Annotated in this window: 19 protein-coding genes; 8 read left to right on the forward strand and 11 right to left on the reverse strand. The window is 41.3% G+C overall.

The genetic code is table 11. The features are described from left to right. Positions 1-50: 50 nt before the first annotated feature. From NBH14_RS06720 to NBH14_RS06755, 8 genes are all read right to left on the reverse strand, one after another. Positions 51-1,730, reverse strand: coding sequence for a DUF6057 family protein (locus tag NBH14_RS06720; protein WP_250817264.1), 1,680 nt, complete (start codon positions 1,728-1,730; stop codon positions 51-53). Beyond that, on the reverse strand, positions 1,730-4,075 hold the full coding sequence (locus NBH14_RS06725) for a hypothetical protein (RefSeq protein ID WP_186958337.1): 2,346 nt from the start codon (positions 4,073-4,075) through the stop codon (positions 1,730-1,732). The genes NBH14_RS06720 and NBH14_RS06725 overlap by 1 nt, the downstream gene beginning before the upstream one ends. A gap of 104 nt (positions 4,076-4,179) precedes the next feature. Next, complete coding sequence (locus NBH14_RS06730) at positions 4,180-5,187, reverse strand: DUF1735 domain-containing protein (RefSeq protein ID WP_222622073.1); 1,008 nt, start codon at positions 5,185-5,187, stop codon at positions 4,180-4,182. Positions 5,188-5,207: 20 nt separating this feature from the next. Further along, positions 5,208-7,199: a RagB/SusD family nutrient uptake outer membrane protein gene (locus tag NBH14_RS06735; protein WP_186958338.1), complete on the reverse strand. Its 1,992-nt coding sequence runs from the start codon at positions 7,197-7,199 to the stop codon at positions 5,208-5,210. A 12-nt stretch (positions 7,200-7,211) separates the two neighbouring features. Beyond that, positions 7,212-10,316: a SusC/RagA family TonB-linked outer membrane protein gene (locus tag NBH14_RS06740; RefSeq protein WP_186958339.1), complete on the reverse strand. Its 3,105-nt coding sequence runs from the start codon at positions 10,314-10,316 to the stop codon at positions 7,212-7,214. Between the two features lie 33 nt (positions 10,317-10,349). Next, positions 10,350-11,636 (reverse strand): IPT/TIG domain-containing protein, encoded by a 1,287-nt coding sequence (locus NBH14_RS06745; RefSeq protein WP_250817265.1) that lies wholly within the window; start codon positions 11,634-11,636, stop codon positions 10,350-10,352. Between the two features lie 827 nt (positions 11,637-12,463). Continuing rightward, positions 12,464-13,510, reverse strand: a complete 1,047-nt coding sequence (gene mtnA / locus NBH14_RS06750; RefSeq protein WP_186958341.1) for an S-methyl-5-thioribose-1-phosphate isomerase — start codon at positions 13,508-13,510, stop codon at positions 12,464-12,466. Between the two features lie 65 nt (positions 13,511-13,575). After that, a complete protein-coding gene (locus NBH14_RS06755) occupies positions 13,576-14,430 on the reverse strand; it encodes a hypothetical protein (protein ID WP_186958342.1) in 855 nt (284 codons plus the stop codon). Between the two features lie 479 nt (positions 14,431-14,909). Here NBH14_RS06755 and NBH14_RS06760 point away from each other — a divergent pair, with 479 nt between their 5' ends. The 8 genes from NBH14_RS06760 to NBH14_RS06795 all read left to right on the forward strand — a co-directional run bounded on the left by NBH14_RS06760 (position 14,910) and on the right by NBH14_RS06795 (position 22,646). Then, positions 14,910-16,697: an aminopeptidase P family protein gene (locus tag NBH14_RS06760; RefSeq protein WP_186958343.1), complete on the forward strand. Its 1,788-nt coding sequence runs from the start codon at positions 14,910-14,912 to the stop codon at positions 16,695-16,697. A gap of 73 nt (positions 16,698-16,770) precedes the next feature. Further along, complete coding sequence (locus tag NBH14_RS06765) at positions 16,771-17,295, forward strand: gamma carbonic anhydrase family protein (protein WP_007654214.1); 525 nt, start codon at positions 16,771-16,773, stop codon at positions 17,293-17,295. Then, positions 17,296-18,468, forward strand: a complete 1,173-nt coding sequence (locus NBH14_RS06770; RefSeq protein ID WP_186958344.1) for a serine hydrolase domain-containing protein — start codon at positions 17,296-17,298, stop codon at positions 18,466-18,468. Between the two features lie 21 nt (positions 18,469-18,489). Next, a complete protein-coding gene (locus NBH14_RS06775) occupies positions 18,490-19,605 on the forward strand; it encodes a carbohydrate-binding family 9-like protein (RefSeq protein ID WP_007654218.1) in 1,116 nt (371 codons plus the stop codon). A 300-nt stretch (positions 19,606-19,905) separates the two neighbouring features. Then, positions 19,906-20,070: a hypothetical protein gene (locus tag NBH14_RS06780; protein WP_186958345.1), complete on the forward strand. Its 165-nt coding sequence runs from the start codon at positions 19,906-19,908 to the stop codon at positions 20,068-20,070. Between the two features lie 6 nt (positions 20,071-20,076). Then, a complete protein-coding gene (locus tag NBH14_RS06785) occupies positions 20,077-20,727 on the forward strand; it encodes an HAD family hydrolase (RefSeq protein WP_186958346.1) in 651 nt (216 codons plus the stop codon). An 88-nt stretch (positions 20,728-20,815) separates the two neighbouring features. Next, positions 20,816-21,379 carry a Crp/Fnr family transcriptional regulator gene (locus NBH14_RS06790; RefSeq protein WP_128133210.1) on the forward strand — a complete coding sequence of 188 codons (564 nt, stop codon included), beginning with the start codon at positions 20,816-20,818 and terminating at the stop codon, positions 21,377-21,379. Between the two features lie 112 nt (positions 21,380-21,491). Continuing rightward, the gene (locus NBH14_RS06795; RefSeq protein ID WP_186958348.1) at positions 21,492-22,646 is read left to right on the forward strand and encodes an acyltransferase family protein; all 1,155 of its coding nucleotides are present in this window, start codon (positions 21,492-21,494) and stop codon (positions 22,644-22,646) included. 86 nt (positions 22,647-22,732) lie between these two features. On the opposite strand, the gene NBH14_RS06800 is transcribed toward NBH14_RS06795, so the two are convergent. The 3 genes from NBH14_RS06800 to NBH14_RS06810 are packed head-to-tail and all read right to left on the reverse strand — an operon-like array spanning position 22,733 to position 24,572. Further along, on the reverse strand, positions 22,733-23,320 hold the full coding sequence (locus NBH14_RS06800; RefSeq protein ID WP_122329224.1) for a YIP1 family protein: 588 nt from the start codon (positions 23,318-23,320) through the stop codon (positions 22,733-22,735). A gap of 2 nt (positions 23,321-23,322) precedes the next feature. Then, on the reverse strand, positions 23,323-23,601 hold the full coding sequence (locus NBH14_RS06805; protein ID WP_007654224.1) for a DUF2089 family protein: 279 nt from the start codon (positions 23,599-23,601) through the stop codon (positions 23,323-23,325). A gap of 2 nt (positions 23,602-23,603) precedes the next feature. After that, a complete protein-coding gene (locus tag NBH14_RS06810; RefSeq protein ID WP_186958349.1) occupies positions 23,604-24,572 on the reverse strand; it encodes an alpha/beta hydrolase in 969 nt (322 codons plus the stop codon). Positions 24,573-24,708: the final 136 nt, after the last annotated feature.

A 24,708-nucleotide genomic window follows, 5' to 3' on the forward strand; every position in this document is an offset into this window, starting at 1 on the left:
ACAACAAGACAAAAACAGAATTACATACCAGCAAAACAATAAATATTTAATCATAAACGGACAGGATTAAAATCGTAATAATACCAATAACTACTTGTATAACAATGAATATCCTTATTCTCCACATTCGTAGATATATCCAGATGATTCGTCTTACAAAAGGATTGATACGCCTGAAAACGCTCTTTCAACGAATCCGGTATAAAGAAATAATCAAGTATTTGAGGGTTACTTTGTGCTCCCAGAAAAATTGCCTCCTGATAAATAACCGGGACATTTTTCTCATTTTTATAGAAATAGTAAAATGCTTTCAAAAACTCATTCAGGTTCTTATCCAACAAATATGAGCATAGAACAAAATCTGCCAACTTCTTATTATGCACATTATCATAAGCCAACAGGTCTATGTCTTGGAGATATACAAAATTATCGGCCTGAGATTCGACTCGTCTCAAACAGAGAGTGTCCACCTCCCAATTCCGATAAACCCATGTTTTGTGCAAATAGGAAAGATATTTATCTACAACTGCATACTCTCCCATCTCCCAATTACATGTTGCCAGCATTTTTAGAGTCTGTGGATATCCGACTGATCGTGCACAAACATTACATTCAAAAGCATATTTTCGAGCCGATGCTATATCTCCATAGCAATAACATATCTTTTGTAGTGTCATAGAAACAAACGGCGTCATATTCCAATCGACAAACAACCCTTTACTCCCCTGTTGTGTATACATAAGTAAAGAGTCTGCCAAAACACCCTGTTCTGCCAAAGCCAAGTTTTGATAATTAAGGCACAATAAATCCGTAGGTTTCCGTTTCTTACAACTATGTAATATCTTTTCCCACTTTTTGTGATCTGCATAATACGCATATTTTTTTACCGGCAAAGACTTTCTATCATCATATCCTGACAATAAAAAAGCACCACAGAGTAACAATATAACGACCTGAGTACCCATCCTCCAATATTTATTTTTTATCGCAACAAAGACAAAGTCAAATAATGGACTCAACAATGGACTGAAAGCCAATAAAAACCACGGAGCATAAATCACCCATCCGGCTCCCCCTTTCAATACATATATCCCATCAGCAAAACATATGATCTCCGAATAATACAGATATCCGGCATAATTCAAATAAAACATCAGTAATATTGTGAATAGCATAGGGATAAGAAGCAGACCGATTTTTAGCCTGTATACCTTTATTTCCTGAATCAATAAAGAAACAGCAAAGGCGACAAAAACCGATCCGGCTATCAGATATAGTAAGCAGATCATCAAACATCCGGTCAGAATACGTACGAACTCTTTTTGAATACGCTTATAAACCAACAGAAAGACCACACAAAACAAATAAGCAACAACTCCTGCATAAAGAAAATTAAAATCAAGAATATCAATCAGTAAAAATAATAGAATGAGCCCTTCCGATAAAAAACAGGTTTTATTGGAAGAGACGTATTGCTTTATCGATCCGGCTATACATACTAATAATAATGCTGAAACAAACTCACCTACCAGCGGATAATAAAAAAACTGTACCAGAAACTCTCCCAAATACACTGATAAGCCTCCAGGATGAGAAACCGTTTCAAACAGATAGTCCTCCAAAAACATAAACAACTGAAACTGCTCGATATAGAAAAAATGATAACTATATCCAATCTGCAACAATAAAAATAAAAGAATGAACAGGCTTATATAAAACAATTTACTCATCATTCTGCATTTTTCAATAAATTTCCCGAATACCGATACAACTGTCCGCTCTCATCCACGCCTTCAATTACCACATGATATGAAGCCGGGAGATCCGAAGCATAAAATTCCACATTTCCTCCTCCCTGAGAGTCTATTTCCAAAGTAGGATTCCAATAAAGAGTACTGCGTATATCCATTTTTTCCGACTTTTTTTCATCAGGTGTCTTATATACCGGATGGTAGAATTGATCCGGTTTTACATACCCTTGCGAATGGAATAAAGCCACCCCCTTCCTCTTGCGATTCATCGCTTCCGGTTTCAATGTAATCACTACGGCAGGAGTCGACTTACTTATAGAACCGTATTTACATCGTTTCTGATCCCTAAACACATCAAAGCTCCTCATGTCATCCGGATAAATTGTTTCCAATATATAATTATCATCCCAACAGCACATCCCATCAATCACTACTAGCGGATCACTTACATCTGCGCCTCCCATAGCTTGTCTGAATAAATCTTTTGCAGTCCTGGACACCGACTTTCCAAGCATATCTTCTGTCATGGAATAATCAGCCCACACACGTTCAGCCTTTTCTTTGGCTGTCTGAGTTCGTTTTCCTTCAATCACGACATCTTCCAGATTGATTACACGCATACCACCAGCGTCCATTGCAGAGGATAGATAATGCGAATTAAAAACAAACAATGAATCAGGGAATAAATTTTTGTCTTCTACAACAGGAATAGTTTCTTCGTCCATCTTTATATCGACAACTGCCAGACCTTTTTTACTTCGGGCTTGTACGACAAAAGTCGTTGAATCACAATAATCAATTCCATCCAGCAAAAAACAACCTTTTTCATCCGACTCCAACGTCCTGACTAGATTATTTGCAGGATCGACTGCGACTATTGCTGCATCTTTTGCCTCTTTACCGAAAAAATTCAAAATCCTTCCACTTATATATTGCCCCTTCTCCACAAAATAATCAGGCATAAACGATTGCTCTGCAAAAGGAGTAATATCAAACCGACTCCAGCCATGCGTCAACATCAATAAATCCAATCCTCTTATAGTTGTTCTGGACTTCTCTTTAAAATACCATCCGGGATTCTCCACAAATCCCTTCAAATCCGACACAAGTAACAAATCAGAGTAAATATTGCTTGACAGTGAATCCACAGAAACCGAATTATTATCCGTAATACTTAAAGAAAAAGAGCCTTTTACCGGTAATCCCGATTCGTTATCCAACCGGATATTTATTTTTATTTTTTCCCGACGCTCATATGTATCTTTATCAGTTTGTAAAGTCCAACAGCTTTCCTTCCTTGGATAATTAAATATCAGTCGTTCACTCAATTTATTACCGGCCTCATCCATCAACAGAAAATGAGAAATACCATCCGGAAAATAAGAAGAACTAATAACCCCCGTATGATTCTCTTTACTTATCGGCAACAAAAAACGAAGTAATCCTCGCGTATGACCAATCAAATATAACGAATCCGATTGTTGACTAGCCGGCAGTGATGAAAATATCTGATAACGTATTTTTCCGGCCGATTGATTTAACGATAATGTAACGCCTGAATCTTCAGCTTTTGGTAATTGTATCTTTTTCTCTTCACATCCGGAAGAACGGACTAATGCGTAATATGAATTATCCTTCGCCGGAAGAAAAGAAAAAGTTCCCATACCATCATGCTCGCTCTTCACTTGTGTTAGCGTATCCCCTGACTGATTGACTATATATCCTTCCAACATTCCACTATAGCCATTTGAACGCTGACATTTAAAAGCCATTTGCTGACGATATCCCGTTAATAAATGTCCTCCCTCCGGAAAAAAAGAAACACTAAAATCATTTTTACTTATATCTTTCTTCTTGAGTTCTAAAGTATCCGGTCTATCCAAGGTATTGGCTATCGGAATATTTTTTTGAAAGAAAAAGTTTACATTAGCATTACGCATCCAATTTGTATATCCCCTCAATGTATATTCTCCTACAATCATATCCGTTGGTAATAGTAAATTACCCCAAAAGCCACCTTCATTTTTCTTTACTTTTTGCCTACAAACAATTTTATTATTCTGATTTACCAATTCCACATAAATAAAATTATCCGGCATATCCGGAGCATGGGTAGACGAGTTCACCAGATATCCTTTAAACCAAATTTGCTCCCCTGCGGCATAATAAGGTTTATCCAAATGCAAATACAACTTTTCCTGTTGAACTGTTTGAAGATTTAAAAAAAAGGAGATTATCTGTTCACTTGTTGTTTTTTCCTGAAACAAACGAAATGACATTCCATCCAACAAGACACAGATGATAGTTATAAATAGGATTTTCATAAATCAACTGATATTTTTCATCATTCTCTCACTGTGTTTTATAGTAGGTCCAAAAAAAAAACCATTGTTCCCGCCTTTTGGACCTACCGATAATCAGTATGATACTACTTCGCTAACTGTTTCATATTTTCAGTAACAACAACCCAATCACTCCATTCTGCCTCCAATCCTTCCGAAGCAGGAGCAACCAAAGTCCGATATCGATAAGAAATATAGAATCTCATTATTCCCAGTTCTTCTCCGTACCGATTCGATTCAGCCACTGCCAGGACTTCTTTATCGTCCTCACTTCCAAGCATTTCGACTTGTATATTTTCCTTATTATAAGGATAGACTGTCAATGGATAATAAGAAACACCTTTATAATTCAGTGTTTTTTCTTCGCCAATCTTTACAATAACGCTATATTTATTGATTAACTCCAGATCAGCCTTATTTCCACTGTTTTCCATACCTGCATTAATCCTTACTTCCTGCTTACTTAAAGGATACATACGCTTATTGGCCGCAATTTTAGAAACAGGCCCATCACCGACCTGACGAGTACCTCTCATCGACATTAATGTATTGTCCTTTTCCGATGCAAAATCATTCTCCAGAACAACCTGATAAAGCACACGGCTTTTCTTTGGATTAATTTCATAAGCAGAAACGCCTGTCAGCTTCAATGGTATCATATATAAAGAGTCCGGAGAAAGTCCTTCTGGACGTATCTTGATCGGCAATAAAGCATAGGGCATTTCTCCCCCCTGCTTCATTGTTACCGAATATGACTCGATCGTATATTTAGACGGATCCAATCTTTTTGCGTATTTGTCCGTATCCAAATCATAGTTCAGCAGATTATATTCATCCAACAACTCCTCATCGGGTTCCAGCGTAAACGTTATATCCTGATCTATGTCCAACGTCCCTCCTGCATATAAAGTCAAATAACCAGTACTTTCTGTCTCATTTAGCGAATGAATAACCTGAAAAGCCATATTATCATCACTTAGCACATAAAGCACTTTTTTATATTGTTCTTCCTTAAACACATCACTCTGGCTACAAGCAACAAGTCCGGAAAAGAACAAACATGCGGTTATTCTATATATTACCTTATTTATCATATCTATACATTTTAATATTATTAATTATCCCATCCCGGATTTTGATCCATTTTCGGTACTTTTCTGATCTCCTGGCGACTAATAGGCAACCAGATCATTTTTCTTTCGACTTTACGATTTCTGGCTATCGGATGATTGACCACCGTGCGCTCATAATAACTGTCTTTACGCGATTCGGTATCCATTCCGACAATAGGCTCTTTGTCGACTTCTTCATAAATACCCCAGCGACGTACGTCATAGAAACGACGATTCTCATGTAAGAACTCGATCATTCTTTCGCGTACTATTAAATCAAACATTTGATCAGGGGATGATAATTCAGCAGATGTCAATCCCGGAAGCCCGGCACGGTAACGGATCATATTAAAATATTTAGCCATCTCATTCACATCCCTGGTAAATGTCTGACTATTACCTTCAGCATCTGTAATAGTATGCCCTCCCGTCAGGTTGTTGAGTGCTTCCACATAAGAAAGAAGAATTTCTGCATATCGGATTATAGGGAAAGGTTTTTCCAGTGTCTCCGCATCATTTCCGGCCCAGGCATCGTCTTTGTGGATAAACTTCTTGATTACGTAACCTGTGATCGGGTAATTTCGAATATCTGAATTTGTACGGTCTTTCCCGGAATTTCCACCCTTAAAATAGGTGATCGTCTGATTTCTGCGTCCACTCTCGCTTGTAGAAAGACAAGGCCAGAAACATTCACTGAAACCGATAGAGGCATAAAAGCGCATTTCTCTGTTCATATACATATTATATACGCCATTATTCAACTGATAACCGGAGAAGGATTGCTTCTCACTGGAAAATCCGATTTCCGAATAAGGATATTCTTCGCTCGAATCGTTGATATTACGACCGTCTACCATATAATACGCATCTACAATCTTTTGAGGAATAGCCATACCATTCCAACCACCTAAATTATCAATAGGAAACGCATGCCGGGTATAGTTTCTTACATTACCGGAAATACGCCCCCACACAAATTCCGTATTTTTTTGAGACAACGCTTCTCCTGTAAACATATCGCTATACGACTTGAAAGGGTCGATATTACCCGCCCCATTTGGAAAATCTCCCGAAGGTACATTTTTGGGTAACGGCATAGTTGTCGAGTCACGTTTTACCGTATATAACTCATAAACTCCCATATCAATCACCCGTTTTGCTGCCGCAGCGGCAACCGCCCATTTCTTTTCGTCATATTGCTGTGAAACATAATCAACTCCATCGACCGTACGTTTCCAGGCTGCGAAATGGGTTTTAGCAGCTGCACCACCGTTAAACAAAGGACTTGCCTGCTGCAAACGCAGACGCGCAATCAGACCGTAAGCCGCTCCACGGGTAGGACGTCCGAATTGCCCCATAGAAACAGTAAGAGGTATATATTTCGCAGCCAACTCCAACTCATCACAAATATAATCTACCGACTCGTCATAGGTCGCTCTTTCCCGGTTGTAATACTCCGGTTTCTCATTCGTCTCCAGGGTTTCATCACCTATCAAAACAACCGGACCAAAATTCATCAATATATGATAATAGGCATAAGCACGCATAAAATGAGCATATCCTAATATCTCACGCTCTTCTAAGGTCGTAAGATCTTTACATTCATCTATTCGTTGAAAAATAAGATTGGTTTTCCGTATGATCTTATACATTTGCGGCCAGACATTCATACTCATCAAGTTGTCAGGATTTATATTTCCCAACACAAATTGCGTACCCGGATACTCATCATGGTCCCACATAGTAAAAGCTTCATCCGAACCGACAACTCCCGGTGTATACGTGCTACCCCAAATAGCTCCTTCATCATAAAAAAAGGCTGCCGTACCCCATAAATATTGTTGTAAATTCAACTTATTCTGAAAGATCGAATCATATCCCAACGTATCCATAAAATAATCATCAACATTCAGATAATTACACGAACTCATAGAACAATACAAAGCAATAAAAGCAACAATGATTAAATGCTTCAAATATCTTAAATATCTCATATTCCGTTATTTTTAGAAATTAACATACATCTGTATCGCATACCGGGCCGGTATCGGATATACATTCCCGTTCTTACCGGCTTGTTCCGGATCTACCGTCTTTACCTTATCCCATACACAAAGATTATAACCGACCAATTGAAGGTCTACAGAGGAAATTCCTACATTGTTCAACCAACCTAAAGACTTCAGGTTATAGGTCAAGCTGATTTCCTGTAAACGCAAATATTTGGAATTACCTTTCCAGAAAGTCGAGACTTGTGTATTGTTCTCATTCTTTCCATAAGTCAAACGAGGAAACATGGCATCAGGATTTTCTGTAGACGGATCTCCTGAATACCAGGCCGGAGTCCATCGGTTTGCCTGGATACCAGCCTGTACCGGAACATTACCAACTACTGCTTTATGGAACGGTATATACCCCATTTCATACACATCATAATTACCATAACCATCCGGTAAACCGGCCTTATAATAATCTGTGTTACCGGTACCTTTAAACAATACCGACAAGGTTAGATTTTTATATCTGAACTCACCGCCAAAACCATACATCAACCGTGGATAATCAGAAAAAGATAAAGGAACCTTGTCGTCAGTCGTTATTTTTCCATCTCCATTGACATCTTTATATTTGATATCCCCTGGGCGAACCGTACCGAACTGGGCTGGACTACTTGCCACATCCTGATCATCCTTAAACAACCCTAAAGCTATATATCCTCTCTGTATATTCAACGGATTACCTGCAATACGTTGATATTCATATTTAGGATATGCCTGTTCCCAGTCTTGAACATCATTTGTCGAATAGGTAAAGTTTCCACGAACCGTAAAAGTAAAGTCTTTGCCAAATGTTTGTGTATACGAAATATTACCATCAGATCCATAACTTCTCATACGCCCGACATTACCAAAAGGCATCGTTATAATACCTGCAAAATCAGGAACCTGGGTACGCTGTTGGAAAATACCTTCACGTTGATCATTAAAAAAGTCCACAACAAAATTCACTCGTTCATCAAACAAACGACCTTCAATACCTAAGTCCGCTTTTGTTGATTTTTCCCAGGCCAGATTATCCGCGCCGACGATAGACTCGTTTACCCCCCAAGAATAACGACTTCCCCAACCAGTATTCGCGGTCGAATTGATAATAGTCAGATAAGGGAATCGTTTATCCGAAATACGGTCGTTACCTACTTGCCCGTAAGAGAATCTGAATTTCAAGAAGTTCAACCAAGGCAACGCTTTTTTCATAAAGTCATAGTTTGTCGGAACCCAGCCGATTGCACCGGAAGGGAAAAAACCGAATTGCTGTCCAGGACGGAAATTTTCAGAGCCGGTATAACCAAAGTTGGCATCAACGAAATAAGTATCCTTAAAACCATATGTCACACGTCCGGATAACCCTTGATACCTCTTTGGTATCGCGTCCATACTTGTTTTTACATTATATGTGTCTTTCTCATCACTCATATAGTAGTAAAGCAATCCGGTAAAACGATGATCGTCACCGATCATATTTTCATAATTCACATTTGCTTCAAAATGGTATTTACGCCATTGCCGCTGATAATTCATAAACTGAGCCGCTTCCGCATTAATTTTCTTTACCAACTTCAACTCCCCGTCAGTCGAACGTCCCACCGCATAATACATATCAGGCAAAACATAGCGTGTTTCATCATAGTAACTCTTATTATTTAAAGCACCCTGTATCTTTACTTTTAACCCCTTCAGAATCGGAGAAAAATCCTGAGTTAAAGCAAGCGTCACCATATTGGAATAGGTCTCGGACGTTTTCATTCCCGTATGATTCAACATCACATAAGGAGAATACTGGCTACCTGTTCCATAAGCCGGTAACATACCATTTGAATAAGTAGTAGGAATCGTAAGTGGAGTCAGAGCGGCTTGTGCATACCACAAATAGTCGGTATTTGCCATACCCGGTTCTTTTTTAGATGTCAAAGTTCCGTCGAGTCCCAAATAGACCTGAGTCGTCTTCGTCACATTAACATCCAAGTTCGTTCTATAATTATATGTATTATATCCGGAACCGGCCTTATATTTACTATTCTTATCCTGTTTATAGGCGGCGCCTTCATCAGACATTCCCAAGCTGATGAAATAACGGGCGATACTACCTCCCCCCTGCGCATTGATATAATAAGTTTGCTGCAAAGACGTCTTATTCAAAACCTCATTCTGCCAGTTTACGTCCGGATATAAATCCGGGTCAAGCTGGTATTTGATCAAATCCATTTCCATGGGAGAATATAAAGGAGTTGATCCTGATACTACCCGAGCTTCATTGGCCAACTTGGCATAATCGTAAGCTCCCACGTATTCCGGCAAACGCTTCAATGTAGATACTGTCAAATTTGCGCGCGCTGTAATTCTCAAACGATCCACCGTTCCACGTTTGGTTGTCACCAATACAACCCCATTAGCACCTCTCACCCCATATACTGCGGTTGCAGAGGCATCCTTCAGTACAGAAAAACTTTCAATATCAGCCGGTTCTATATGACTCAGATCCCCTTCCAAGCCGTCAATAAGTACCAAAGCACTACTATTTGCACCGAAAGTACTCATACCGCGAACCCAAAATTCCGATATATTTTTACCGGGTTCTCCACTCGTTTGTAAAGAAATTACCCCGGCAACTCTACCTCCCAACATGTTATTGATCGACGTAGACGGCACTTGCAAATCTTTTGTATCAACAGTTGAAACAGCACTAAGCACACTGATTTTCCGTTGTTTATTACCCATAGCAGTAACAACAGCTTCCTCCAACTGAACCGAAGAAGTTACCATTTTGACAACCAAATTCTTTTCTTCTTTTGCGACTTGGTATTCAAAATTATCATATCCCAAATAAGTAAAGACAATCATATCGCCTTTACTGGCCTTTATAAAAAATTTACCATCTATATCCGAAGCCGTACCGACACCCGGACGATCCTTCAGGTATACATTCACCCCTGACAACGGTTCATTATTAAATGACGGATCAATAATTGTTCCTTGTATCGTAAATGTTTGCTTCTGTGCGACCACAACCATAGCACACCATAGCAACATCTGTATGATGAAGAGTCTTTTCATACCATCAATTTTAAAATTGTTTTATTTATTAGATTATTCTATAGCCAGCTTCCGAACACAATTATTCCTTGCATCGCCGACATAAATGGTGCCTTCTTTGTCGATAGCCACTCCTGTAGGATATTGAAACAAGGCATCTTCCGGCGAACCATCCACATATCCCTTTACACCGGCAATACCAATGACAGTACTAACCACACCATCACGTGTTATTTTCCGTATAACATGATTTCCGGCATCAGCGACATACATCACTCCGTCTTGATCAAAACATATTTGTTTCGGATCATTAAATAAAGCATCTTCACGTTCTCCATCCTGCCATCCGGTTTCATTTTGAACACCGGCGTAGAGTTCATGCTTTTTGGTTTTGATGTTATAACTATATATACAATGTTTAGCAGAATAACAGATATACAACATATCAGGCTCAAGAGTATCAAAACTAACAAAGCTATCAGAACTACTTAATAATCCTTCATCCAGTTGTTCCGCAGATTTAGTTCTCGGATCAAAACGAACAAGTTGACCATTATAGGCACGTGTATAGATTAATCCGTCATTTACATTAGGTGCAACCGAATGCATCCAGTCAAGTGTAAAAGCAGGAGTTCCTTCTTTGGGCCTAGGTTTAATTCTTTTAGGTGCCCACTGAGTTTCAGGATCAAACTCGATCAATCCCTGGGAGCCCTGATCCAAGGCTACAAAAACAGTTTTACCTTCTGCATCCGTTGCAGAAGCGTTGGGATACGGACAGTTTCCTGAACCTTTAACTAACGTACTGACTACATTCTTTTCCTCATTAATCTGGCGAACTGCATGTCCAAGACGTTCACTAACAAAAATATTTTTCTCAGCATCCACACATAAGAACCAGGGTTGATCAAAAGAAGCCTCTGCCAATGTTCCATCAATCATTTCACCATGTCCATCATCACCTCCCACCGGCTTTCCGGCTATAGTAGAAACCGTAGTCTGCGTTGTATAAGAAAATGTGTTTTCAAAAGTAAGGGAGTCTTTTCCTATTGCAACAGATATTTGGCATTCTGCACCGGGTTGCCTCGGAGTAATTACATAAAGCATATCACCGGCAGCACGCACAACAGCCGCCCTTTTGGTATTATAATATACTTTTATCGCTTCCGGATCTGTTCCGAAATTAGTACCTTTAATGATCATCTTAGTTGCCATCCCTCCCGAATCGGGATAAAATGTTTCCAACTTGACCGGAGTATTCGGATCATAGGGTTGCCCACTTCCATTTGTATTCGTCTTATCATCAGAACAAGAAAAAATGGAGATAAGCAAACAACTTAACATAAGAGATGGTACATTCTTTGTAACAAATCTCTTGGGTTTAAAATAAATTGTCATAATTGATTACTTTAGATATTTAGGTATAACTTTCTGTTTCAGTATCATTGTACTGCAAAAACCGGGGTTCAACTTTATCCGCTCATAGACAATTTTTTATAGGTTAACAATATATTCACATTGAAGAAACTCCATCCGGCTATTCTGTTTTTCAATTTTTTACATTGTGAATCGAGTTCTGCCAGAACTATGGTAATTATTCCTTATACATACTGAATATCACCCAAAGCAAATAATAAGAGCTATTATATTAGAGTGTTTTTTAATAAATGCGGGCTGGTTTAATCTGAATTTCCCAAAATTGGATACAAAATATCTTTAGCAATACGCAAACATACACGCGCAACAAAATTTAACACGTACAATAACAGACAAAACGAAAACTTTTATATTTATTGATTTGTTTTTCATAAATTTAGTCCGTACATTTGCATTCGAAGGACATAGTTCTGGCAGAACTATAAACAAGAAGAATTTCAAGGCTTAATTATCAATAATATACCCATCCGGACTACACGGATCGGATTAAAATGCTACCATTTAAATAGGTTACTTTTATTAAATTCAATTGCAGACTTACATGTCTTCTAATTCTATATAAACAATCTTTTTCCTTAGATACAAGAGAAAATCAATATCTTTTTCTACTCTATTTCTATCACTTAACAAAATACCACAAGACATTGACTACAATATAAGTAGATAGCTACATAGTGACTGATAGAGCTCCTGAAAATGCAGCTATCCCACTTATTATTATACCGATTTATCCACTATGACTCAAATCCCCCATTCGCCGGATTGAAAATTCCTTTTTCCGTAATAATTGCAGTAATTAATTCGTTAGGTGTTACATCAAAAGCCGGGTTAAATATTTTTACATCTTTCGGAGCCATACGATGCATATACCACATTTCTGTTACTTCAGCAGGATCTCGCTCTTCAATAACGATGGATTTTCCATCGGGACATTGCATATCAATCGTAGAAGTAGGTCCCAAAACATAAAAAGGAATGCCATAATGTCGGGCAAGTATGGCAACGCCCGAAGTCCCGATCTTATTAGCGATATCGCCATTGGCAGCGATCCTGTCACAACCGACAATGACCGCCTGTACCCAGCCTTTCTGCATGACAGACGAAGCCATATTATCGCAAATAAGCGTGACATCTACTCCAGCTCTGTTCAATTCGTATGCAGTCAGGCGAGCTCCCTGGAGCAGCGGACGGGTTTCATCGGCAAAAACTTTAAAACCATATCCTCTCTCTTCTCCCAGGTAAACCGGAGCCAATGCCGTCCCATATTCAGATACGGCCAGATGACCAGCATTGCAATGGGTCAAAATTCCCATCCCCGGACGCAACAAAGACAGGCAATGTTCCCCGATACGCCGGCAGGCAGCCGCATCTTCCTCACGGATAGCCAGTGATTCCTTATGTAATAATTCAACCAAAGCCGATACTGTTTCCGAAGCATTTTCCAATACGACCTTTTCCATCCGGTTCAAAGCTGCGACCAGGTTGACAGCCGTAGGCCGCGATCCCGCCAGATATTCTTTAACTCGACGAAACGCCGTATAGAATTCATCGAATGAGCCGGCCTCGATCTGCCTGCTACAAACATATATACCATAGGCCGCAGCAACACCGATCGCAGGTGCCCCGCGTACTTTCAACTTATAAATTGCATCCCAGATGTCCTCAGCCGAAGTAAGTTCCAAATAACATTCTTCAGCCGGTAACCGGGTCTGGTCCAGAATCACGACTGCATTCTGGTCGTCGCTAAGACGGACGGTTTTCAAATCTGTAATATTTTTCATTGTAATTTAAATATCCACTTCTTTATGACCTTCCATTTTTATATTATCCTCATTTCCTCCCGCTATCAATAGTGATCAGGTGTCAACGTCGACTCTATTACAATACCGGCAGCACCAAAGGCTACGGCACCTACGATAATTCCGGCATCAGCGCCTTTTACCTTATGCACATAGAAAAAGTCTCCGGCCTGCTTTTTCCCGGCATCAAAAGAAGCTGGCGGCACATTCCCCGTCTTGATCAGCTGTGCAACATAGAAACTACTTTCATAAGAAGAATAGTTTCTCCCTCCGTTCTCCGAGTTAGCCGTATATAAACTCAGATAACTCCTGAAAGACAAAGGACTATCATCCTCCGTAAACTTCTTCACTTTCACATTTACCACATCAGAATTGGACTTGGCAAATTTCTGTGTCGTATATGCCCCTTTGGGTATACGGTCGAACGGGAAATTCGTAAGCCTCAAAGGAGTAGATTCCACCTTTGACCTGGGAGGAATAAAACTGACACCTTTAGGCAAAGCTATCTGACCGGCAAATGAGCCGTTTGAATAAGTATCTGTCGAACTATATCTTCTGCTCCAACTGAAACTGTCACCATATGAAGAAGATTCGGTCTGTCCCTGTATCGGGGCATTCTCCTGGTAATAGCTGGTTGCAACGTCGTCAATGATCAATGCAGAACGTTGCCAGTCAACAAACAGAGGCTCATCCATCTTATTATATACCGTGATAGAAACAGGCGCATCTTCACCATAGAAACAGTAAGATATACACACACTGTCATTTTCTATGACAAAATCTTTATCGTCATTTTTCTCTCCGACTGCATCATTCGACTCCAATACTGAATAATAGTAAGAAGAACAGGAACTCATGCAAAACAGAGCCACTACACCCAAAACAAACAACATTCTTTTCATGATCATCCGATTAAGTAAAGTCCAACAAATATATTCTTTTTTATTTAAAATCTTCAACGTTTCCAGCTTTAAACGAATGCGACCCGCACTTTTCCGTATTGGCTTACCGAAGTTGCCTGTTTTAATGACATCCTGGTATATTTAAGACATTCCATCAATAAAAAACCCCTACTTCATATGTCTAAATTATACTTACCACAGACACAATCCTCCTTATCGTTTCATTATTTTTCCGTTACCATTCTGCCTGCCGATAATTGTCAGCAGGCCTGCGCATAATTATCGACAGGCTAGCCCACAATTGTCGACAGACCTGCTTATAATTATCAACAGGCAATTCCATTGGCAAAAATTCAGACAGACATGATGATGATATTTAAAGAGGATCACAATGTTCCGGTATTTTCCAGGTGAAGAAAATGGTTTTCCCGATATTTTCTTAACTTTGCGAATAGTAACGTTGACTAAACAATAATGCGATGAAAACAAACATTCCGGAACATATTGCCTCACTCAGAGAGGTAATGAAAGAAAAAAATATAGACGCTTATATCATTCCCAGTTCAGATCCGCATCTGAGCGAATACCCTGCCGACCGTTGGAAATCACGCGAATGGATATCCGGTTTTGACGGTTCTGCCGGAACAGTGGTCATAACAGCCGACAAAGCCGGGTTATGGACAGACTCACGATATTTCCTGCAGGCCGGTATCCAACTGGAAGGTTCAGGCATCGAACTATATAAAATGGCTTTGCCGGAAACTCCGACAATTCAGGAGTTCCTGCTTCATGAATTGGAAAGCGGACAAACCGTCGGAACCGACGGACAGACATACAGCGTAGCTGAAACGGCAATACTTGAAAAGGCCCTGCGCCGGAAAGAGATCAAACTGGAAACATCCTACGACCTGATCGACCTGGTCTGGAAAGACCGGCCTGCCATCCCTGGTAATCCGCTGTTTGAAATGCCTGTCGAGTTAAGTGGAAAATCCGTCCACGAAAAGCTGGATGAATTAAATAACATGCTTCGCAAGGAAGGAGCAGACAGCTTGATCCTCGCTGCTCTCGACGAAGTGGCCTGGACATTTAATATACGCGGAACAGACGTCGCTTACAATCCGGTGGTAATCAGTTATGCGTTTGTCTCGGAAGACGAAAGTGTGCTTTTTATCGATCCTAAAAAGATAACGGCAGAGTCTGCTGAAAACCTGAAAAAAGAGGGGGTTATAGTGGCCGACTACACGATGATACAGAAATACCTGTCCCGGCTTCCGGAAAACAGCCGCGTATTCATCGACCCGGCAAAAACAAATATATCATTGTACAACGCCCTTCCCAAAGGTTGCACGATCATCGAAGGCATCACTCCCGCCAACCACCTGAAAAGTATCAAGAACGAAACAGAAATAAAAGGATTCCGCAATGCTGTGATAAAAGACGGTATTGCCCTGACCCGTTTCTACATCTGGCTGGAAAAGAAATTAGCAGCAGGAGAAAAAGTAACAGAACTCAGCGCATCAGCCATGCTGACGGCTCTACGTGCAGAACAACCGCAATACATCATGGATAGTTTTGAGACCATCTGCGGATACGCCGCCCACGGAGCCATCGTGCATTATGCCGCCACGCCCGAGACCGATGTGGAGATTAAAGCAGACAGTATGCTTCTGATGGACTCCGGTGCCCAGTATCTGGACGGAACGACCGACATCACCCGTACGATAGCCCTAGGTGAACCGACCGAACAGATGAAAAAAGATTTTACCCGTGTACTGAAAGGCACGATCGGGATTGCCAAATGCAAATTCCCGGCCGGAGCAAAAGGTGTTCAACTGGATATCCTGGCCCGCAAAGCATTGTGGGATGCCGGCATTAATTACCTGCACGGAACGGGACACGGAATCGGTCATTGCCTGAATGTACACGAAGGCCCGCAGAGTATCCGTATGGAAGCAAACCCTGTCCCACTGAAACCCGGCATGGTAATCAGTGATGAACCAGCCATGTACCGGACAGGCGAATACGGCATCCGGACAGAAAATATGGTTCTGGTCCGCGAAGACAGTGAAACGGAATATGGCAAATTTTACGGATTCGACACACTGACTTTATGCTACATCGACACCAAACTGATCGTTGTCCCGATGTTGTCTGTCAGGGAGCGTGCATGGATCAACAAATACCACCAAATGGTATACGACTTGTTAAGCCCTCATCTGAATGAAGATGAAAAGGCCTGGTTGAAAGAGAAAACAGCAGAAATCTGAAGAATTAAAAATTGAAAATTGAAAATTATTGTCACTGCTTAATTTTCAATTTTCAATTATCAATTATATAAACATGGCAATAATAAAATCAGTAAGAGGTTTTACCCCAAAGATCGGTAAAGACACATTTTTAGCAGACAACGCCGCAATTATCGGCGATGTCGAAATAGGAGACGGTTGCAGCATCTGGTTCGGGACTGTCCTCCGCGGTGACGTAAACTCGATCCGCATCGGAAACGGTGTCAACATACAGGATGGTTCCGTACTGCATACATTATATGAAAAGTCAACCATAGAAATTGGCGATGACGTTTCGGTGGGACACAACGTTACCATACACGGAGCCAAGATATGCAACGGCGCCCTGATCGGAATGGGATCGGTTGTCCTCGATCATGCCGTGATCGGTGAAGGAGCGATCGTAGCTGCCGGTTCAGTCGTACTGAGCAAGACGATTGTCGAACCGGGCAGTATCTATGCCGGCGTACCGGCTAAGTTTGTAAAGAAAGTAGACCCGGAACAGGCGAAAGAGATTAATCAGAAGATTGCTAAAAACTACCACATGTATTCAAGCTGGTATAAAGAAGATTCAGAATAAATGAAAAAAACAGGTTGGGCAATACTGCTGGCTCTATGTTGTATCGGAGGCTATCTGGTATTGCCCTCCAATTATTATCTGCGTCGTGCGCTGATTCATCTGCTCCCGAAGATCGACCAGTATCCGATCTTTGAAAACCGGACCATAGAAGCAGGAGCCCCACAAGCATGGATACAGTCTGAGGACTACAACAAACTCTCCATCCCCGAAAAATACCTGCCGGTATTTGATGAACTGGGAACGGTTGCTTTTGTCATTATCAAAGACAGTTCTTTACTTTTCGAACAATACTGGGAAGATTATTCCCCTAAATCGCACAGCAACTCGTTTTCCATGGCCAAAAGCATTGTTTCACTGGCTATAGGATGTGCTATTGACGACGGATTCATCAAAAACGTAGATCAACCGGTCAGCGATTTCTATCCGGAATTTCAGGGATACAATGGAAAAGTACTGACCCTCCGTCATCTGCTGACAATGAGTGCCGGTGTAGATTTCGACGAAGCCTACTCCTCCCCTTTCTCGCCTACCACGAAATTGTATTACGGGGATGACCTGGAAAAGATCGCTTTAGGCATGAAAGAAACGGAAGAGCCGGGCGTTAACTTTATCTACCAGAGCGGGGTGACACAACTACTTTCCCTCATTGTAGAAAAAGCGACCGGAGAGAACATCAGTTCGTACATTTCTAGAAAATTATGGACTCCAATGAATGCGGAAGAAGATGCGCTCTGGAGCCTGGATAAAAAAGAGGGTATCGAAAAAGCATATTGCTGTTTCAACAGTAATGCCCGCGACTTCGCCCGTTTCGGACAACTGATCTTAAACAAAGGCAGCTGGAACGGCAGGCAACTGGTTTCCGAATCCTATATAACGGAAGCGACAACACCCGACACCAGCCTGACCTTCAAAGAGTATAATGAGACAAACCACTGTTACGGTTTCCAGTTCTGGCATCTTACCTATAAAGGCATGGAAATTCCTTACATGCGGGGAATTCTCGGCCAATATGTTTTCGCCATCCCGGAACTGAATGCCGTCGTCGTACGCCTGGGGCATAAACGCAGTGATACACGTTCCGCCCAACATTATCCGGATGATATCGATACGTGGCTGGGAGCCGCGGTGGAAATGATACAGGAATCAACTAAAAATCAGAATAAATCAGAATAAACATACTAAATTAAACAACAAATGAAGAAAACAGTTTTAACTGCGCCAATCGCAGCATTGTTACTCCTTTCTTGTGCAGAAGCGCCACAGGAGAAAGGTAAAGAGATCACTTACACGCCGCAGGCTGCTTACAATCCTCCGACGTATGTATGTTACAAAGCTCCGGCTCCGATCAAGATAGACGGCAAGCTATCTCCCGAAGAATGGGATGCGATTCCCTGGACTACCGACTTTGTCGATATCGAAGGTGACAAACGTCCTAAACCACTTCTGCAAACACGGGCAAAAATGACTTATGATGATAACGGTATGTACTTCGCCGTTCTGATGGAAGAACCGCATGTGTGGGGCACCATCACGGAACACGATGCCGTAATCTATCAGGATAACGATTTTGAAATATTCCTCAATCCGACAAACGACACGCATAACTATCTGGAATATGAAGTAAACTCACTGGGTACGGAATGGGATCTGTATCTGAGCAAACCTTACCGGGATAATCCGCAAGTCCTGAACAACTGGGAATTTGCCGGTATGAAATCGGCCGTTCATGTAGACGGGACTTTGAACAACCCGAAAGATACCGACAAATCATGGAGCGTGGAAGTTTTCATTCCCTGGTCTTCCATCTATCAGGTAGCAAGAGGGAAAAACAAGCCTGTACCCGGCGAACATATCCGTACGAACTTCTCACGTGTGGAATGGACAACGGATATACAGGACGGAAAATACGTAAAAGTGCCTATCAAAGGCGAAGATAAGATTCGTGAATACAACTGGGTATGGGCTCCGACAGGGGTAATCAATATTCATATGCCGGAATACTGGGGATTCGTACAGATATCCGATAAAGTGGCCGGAACCGGCGAAACACCATTCGTAACAGACCCGAATGATGAAGTTAAATGGCTTTTGCGCAACTTGTATTACCGTCAGAACGAATATGCTGCTACCTTCGGCGAGTATGCACCATCTGTAGCCGCCCTCAAACCCGAAGAATTATGCCCGGCAGAACAGGCCAAACAGATCAAACTGTTCAATACGCCTTCCATGTATGAAATCACATTGCCCGGAACAGACGGTAATGTATGGCATATCCGACAGGACGGATTGGTTTGGGCTTCCAAGAAATAATTGAACCTACTTTTCCCTTGATGGAAAAGTAGACAAAAGATCAAGGCTTAACCGGCTTCACTGCTACAGTGAAAGACTACGCTGTCGCCTCTGAACTCGCTACGCTCAAACAGCAGACGCTCCGAACGCTTCGTCTTTCCCCTTCGCGGACGTTCACCCGCTTAGGCCTTTCCCAGGAAGCACAGCTTCCTCTTTGGATTGCCGATACCGACATCTAAATATAACAGGTGCTTTCTCTTTCAACAGCCGGTATCGGCAATCCCAGGAGAACGCTTTGCGTTCTATGAAAGGCCTCATCTGGTGAGCGTAAAGCGAAGCATCCGGAGTGAGCGCCCGGAGGCTGTGCTGTTTGAGCGTAGCGAGTTCACAGACGACAGCGAACGGAGGATGCGCAGTAGCGAGGCAGATGTAGCCTTGATCTTTTGGTTACTTTTCTATCAAGAGAAAAGTAACATTCAAATATGATAACAAATGAAACAATACAAATACCTCCTTTTTGATCTCGACGGTACAATTACCGATTCGGAAAGCGGGATTACCCGCTGCGTTGAATATGCACTGAACCATTTTGGCATTCAGGTAAACGATTTACGCGAATTATCACCGTTCATCGGTCCTCCTTTGATGGATTCATTCAAAGACTTTTACAATTTCACCGATGAACAGGCAACTATCGCCGTTGCCAAATACAGAGAAAGATACACAGTCAAGGGCATTCTGGAAAATAAGTTATATCCGGGGATTAAAGAATTGCTGGCACAAGCCCGACAAAACGGCAAAACCGTCATACTGGCCACATCCAAACCGGAAATATTCGCCAGACGCATTCTGGATTATTTTGAATTAAGCAGTTATTTCTCTTTCGTCGCAGGAAGTGGCCTGGATGGTTCGCTTCATACCAAAACGGATGTAATCAACTATATATTAGAGGCAAACGACATAACAGACCGAGATTCAGTCGTCATGATCGGCGACAGGAAACACGATATCATCGGTGCCAAAAACACAGGTATAGATTCTATCGGCGTTTTATACGGATTCGGAGATTACGAAGAACTATCGGAAGCCGGAGCGGATTATATAGCAGAAGATATTCCGGCACTCCGCAGATTACTTCTGTAGTTTTGCATTATTCTTCCGATTTTATTCACGTTTTCGGTGTTTTCCTCTTACTTTTGCATATGAAGGAAAGCAATTTAGGATTTGCCTTATGATGAATGTTATAGAAAAGATAAACTCTTCGTACCCCATTTCAGATGATACGATACGAATATTGAAAGAAAATGTGACTTTATGCCATTTCCCTAAAAAATATCAGTTGATAAAGGCAGATATGTTTTGCAAATCAGCTTATTTCATAGAGAAAGGAATGACCCGCTCTTTCTGGCTGGTAAACGGGGAAGAAATAACAACTTCCTTCTCTGACGAAGGGGGAATTGTTTTCAGCATGGACGAATTATACTATAACAAACCCAGTGAAGAATTTGTGGAAACACTTGAAGACGTTGTTGCCTATAGAATATCACTGACCGACTTACTCCGGCTGTTTGAAACAAATATTGAATTAGCCAATTGGGGAAGAGTCATTCATCAAAACGAATACAGACGATTACACCGTTCACATAAGGAACATCTTACATTATCGGCCAAAGAGAGGTACGAAGAATTTAAACAGCAGTTTCCTCTGGTTTGCCAGCGGGCACAACTGGGATATATTGCTTCATATCTGGGAATAACGCTGTCGACACTCAGCCGTCTCAGAGCTCAGAAATAATCTTTCCCCGGCAAAATTTGACGTAGGACAAATGTTAGGAAACAGAAGTTCTCTAATTTTGGGGCGTCATTGACAACAGCTTACAATAATAATCTAAATTATAAATTTTATCATGCAAAACATTTCTTCCGCTGCATTTACAGACACTAAACCTCATTACGACCTTCTTGACGGATTAAGAGGGGTAGCGGCCCTTTTAGTCGTATGGTATCATGTGTACGAAGGCTACGCTTTTGCCGGAGGCAGCGATACCATCGGAGGTATCAACCATGGCTATCTGGCCGTTGATTTCTTTTTTATCCTATCCGGCTTCGTTATCGGCTATGCTTACGACGACCGTTGGGCAAAGAGTTTAACCCTGAAAGATTTCTTTAAACGCCGTTTAATCCGTCTGCATCCGATGGTTATCATGGGAGCGGTTCTGGGTCTTATCACTTTCCTTATTCAAGGCAGTGTAAAATGGGACGGAACACATGTGGCTATCTCCACAGTTATGTTATCTTTACTTTGCTCCCTGTTTTTCATACCCGCCATACCGGGAGCCAGTTACGATGTCAGAGGGAATGGTGAAATGTTTCCGTTGAACGGTCCCAGCTGGTCATTATTCTTCGAGTATATTGGTAATATTCTTTATGCCTTGTTTATTCGCCGATTATCCACCAAAGCATTGACTGTAGTCGTCTTTTTGATGGGTGTGGCATTGGCTGCGTTCGCTTCCCTCAATGTTTCCGGATACGGTAATATCGGAGTGGGTTGGACACTGGATGGCGTGAACTTTATCGGCGGATTGTTACGAATGCTTTTCCCTTTCTCCATGGGTATGCTCTTATCCCGTAACTTCAAACCCATAAAGATTAGAGGCGCTTTCTGGATTTGTTCGATTATATTACTGGGATTGTTCTCAGTTCCTTATCTGGAAGGAACCGACCCGATTTGCATAAACGGACTTTACGAATCGTTTTGTATCATCATCGTTTTCCCTATCCTTATTTGGTTGGGAGCATCGGGAACTACTACGGATATAAAGTCTACGAAGATTTGTAAATTTTTAGGGGATATCTCTTTCCCGCTTTATATCATACACTATCCGTTCATGTACCTGTTCTATGCCTGGTTGATCGACAAGCAGCTTTTCACTCTCGGAGAAACCTGGCAGATGGTATTGGGTGTTCTTGTCATAAATATAGTTGTGGCTTATCTGTGCCTGAAACTATATGACGAACCGGTAAGAAAATGGTTAAGCAAAAAGTTCCTGGCTAAGAAATAAGTATTCTATACATTAATTATAATACAGACGCGGATTTTACGGATAACACTTTATACAAGAACCGTAAAATCCGTGTCTGCAATATATTAATAACACAAACCGATCAGATACCGGCAAAGAATATCCCCGCCAAACACAGCCACACAATAAAGAATACCTAACGGATATCCTTTCAAATTACAGGACACTTTCAAAGCCTTGAACATCCATACCAATGCCCACACCAAAAATATCATACCGATCAACGACAGCCATATCCCGACCAGGAAACCGGGTTGAGCCATTAGCTCCATCGGCGGCACATTCATATCGATCTTCGCCAGGTTTTGCATCGGAGGCAGCATATTGAATAAATTCATAAAGATAAAAGGTAACTGGGCAAAAGCAACAGTCCCCAATACATCGATTACCCTTATCCGTGAACGTGACAGGATCAGTCCACCCAGATAAAACAACACAGCCGGAACTATCCAGACAACCAGATGTTCCACCGCATAACACCACCAGGCCGGATTAGGTGCCGGACCAAAATGTAACAACCCGTGATAATGCCAGCCGGAAAGATAACATATAACTGTAGAAACTACCATTCCTAATAATCCCCACCCTAACGCTTGTCCTCCGGCAATCCATTCAAACGGATTAACAAGAAAATTCAACCACTGTTTTTTCATAACTACTCTATCTTATTTAATTTATCAATCAGATCATCCAATACATTCCTGACGGTAGGATAACTCACTCCCATACTCTTCGCCATGTCTTTCAGGCTTCCGCTCGACTTAATAAAATCAACGATAAACTGTTGTTCTTTCTCAGTCAACCGTGCCAAAAGAGGCAGTTCAAAGTTCCCGCAAACCTCCGTGTCGCATTGTCCGCAAAACAACCTCCCCACTCTCAGAGGGGAATCACAGGCCGGACACTGCAACGGCAAGCGTTTTCTGACTTCTCCCATAATTACTTTTTCTCTTTAATAAACGAACTTAACGACGAAATCAAAGTGGCATTAACCGGTAAAGAAGGATTTGCATACACCGCCATCTGTTTTTGAGGATCAGCCGTATCACAATCTTTCAGTACATGGTTCATCTTTTCTATCAAAAGAAGCGTTGCAGAAGGAGCCGCTTTCTTCAACAACTCCGCATCTTCCACCAGAACCTGTATATCATTTTTCCCTTGTACGATCAACACCGGAATTTTCAACTCCTTAATTACCTGTTGGGGATTATATTTATACCATGATATCATATAGGGTTGGACCGATTGCCTGAATAAAGCCTCCATACCGAACGGCACATTCGGGACTAATTTACCCTGCTTCAACGAATCATTGATAGAAGCGACCATATTCCTGACAGATTCAGGTTGGGACGAAAGCTGTTTTTCTATTATCTCATAAGCCGGTCTTCCCGCCCCTGCCAAAGAAACAAAAGCCTTTACTTTCGGATTATTACGGCATGCCAGCATCCCGATTAACGAACCTTCACTATGGCCGATCACCGTAATACCGGTAAAACGTGAATCCTTTCCCAGATAATCGATCCAGCCTTTCACATCGTTGACATAATCCTCAAAACGCAAGTCAGACTCTTTCTTTCCTGCCGGTGCACTGGATGCTATTCCCCGTTTGTCGAAACGTAAAGAAGCTATACCCTGCTTTGCCAGATCTTCGGCCAGATACTTCAAAGAATTATTCGTCATCTGTCCGATCGCAGAATTACCATCCATATCAGTCGGTCCTGATCCGGCAATCAACAAGACTACAGGAGAAGATTTCATTCCCGGAGGAAGAAGTATTTTTCCATGAATGGCTCCGTTTTGAGTATTCAAAGTTACCGCCTCATCGGCCAGCGGTTGTAATTGCCCGAAACAAACAACGGTAACGAAAGAGAAGATAATGCTGAATAATAATTTTACCTGTTTCATATTATTGCTTTTCTAATAACTTATCCGGACAAATATATGAATTATATTGAATAAAATTCAACATGATATAAACTTTATTCAATTATAGATAAAAATAATTCATACCAGGTAAGGTATTCCTATCCCGGAATATCCC

Origin of the sequence: Parabacteroides caecihominis (assembly GCF_023656785.1) — a bacterium.
Classification (GTDB): domain Bacteria; phylum Bacteroidota; class Bacteroidia; order Bacteroidales; family Tannerellaceae; genus Parabacteroides; species Parabacteroides segnis.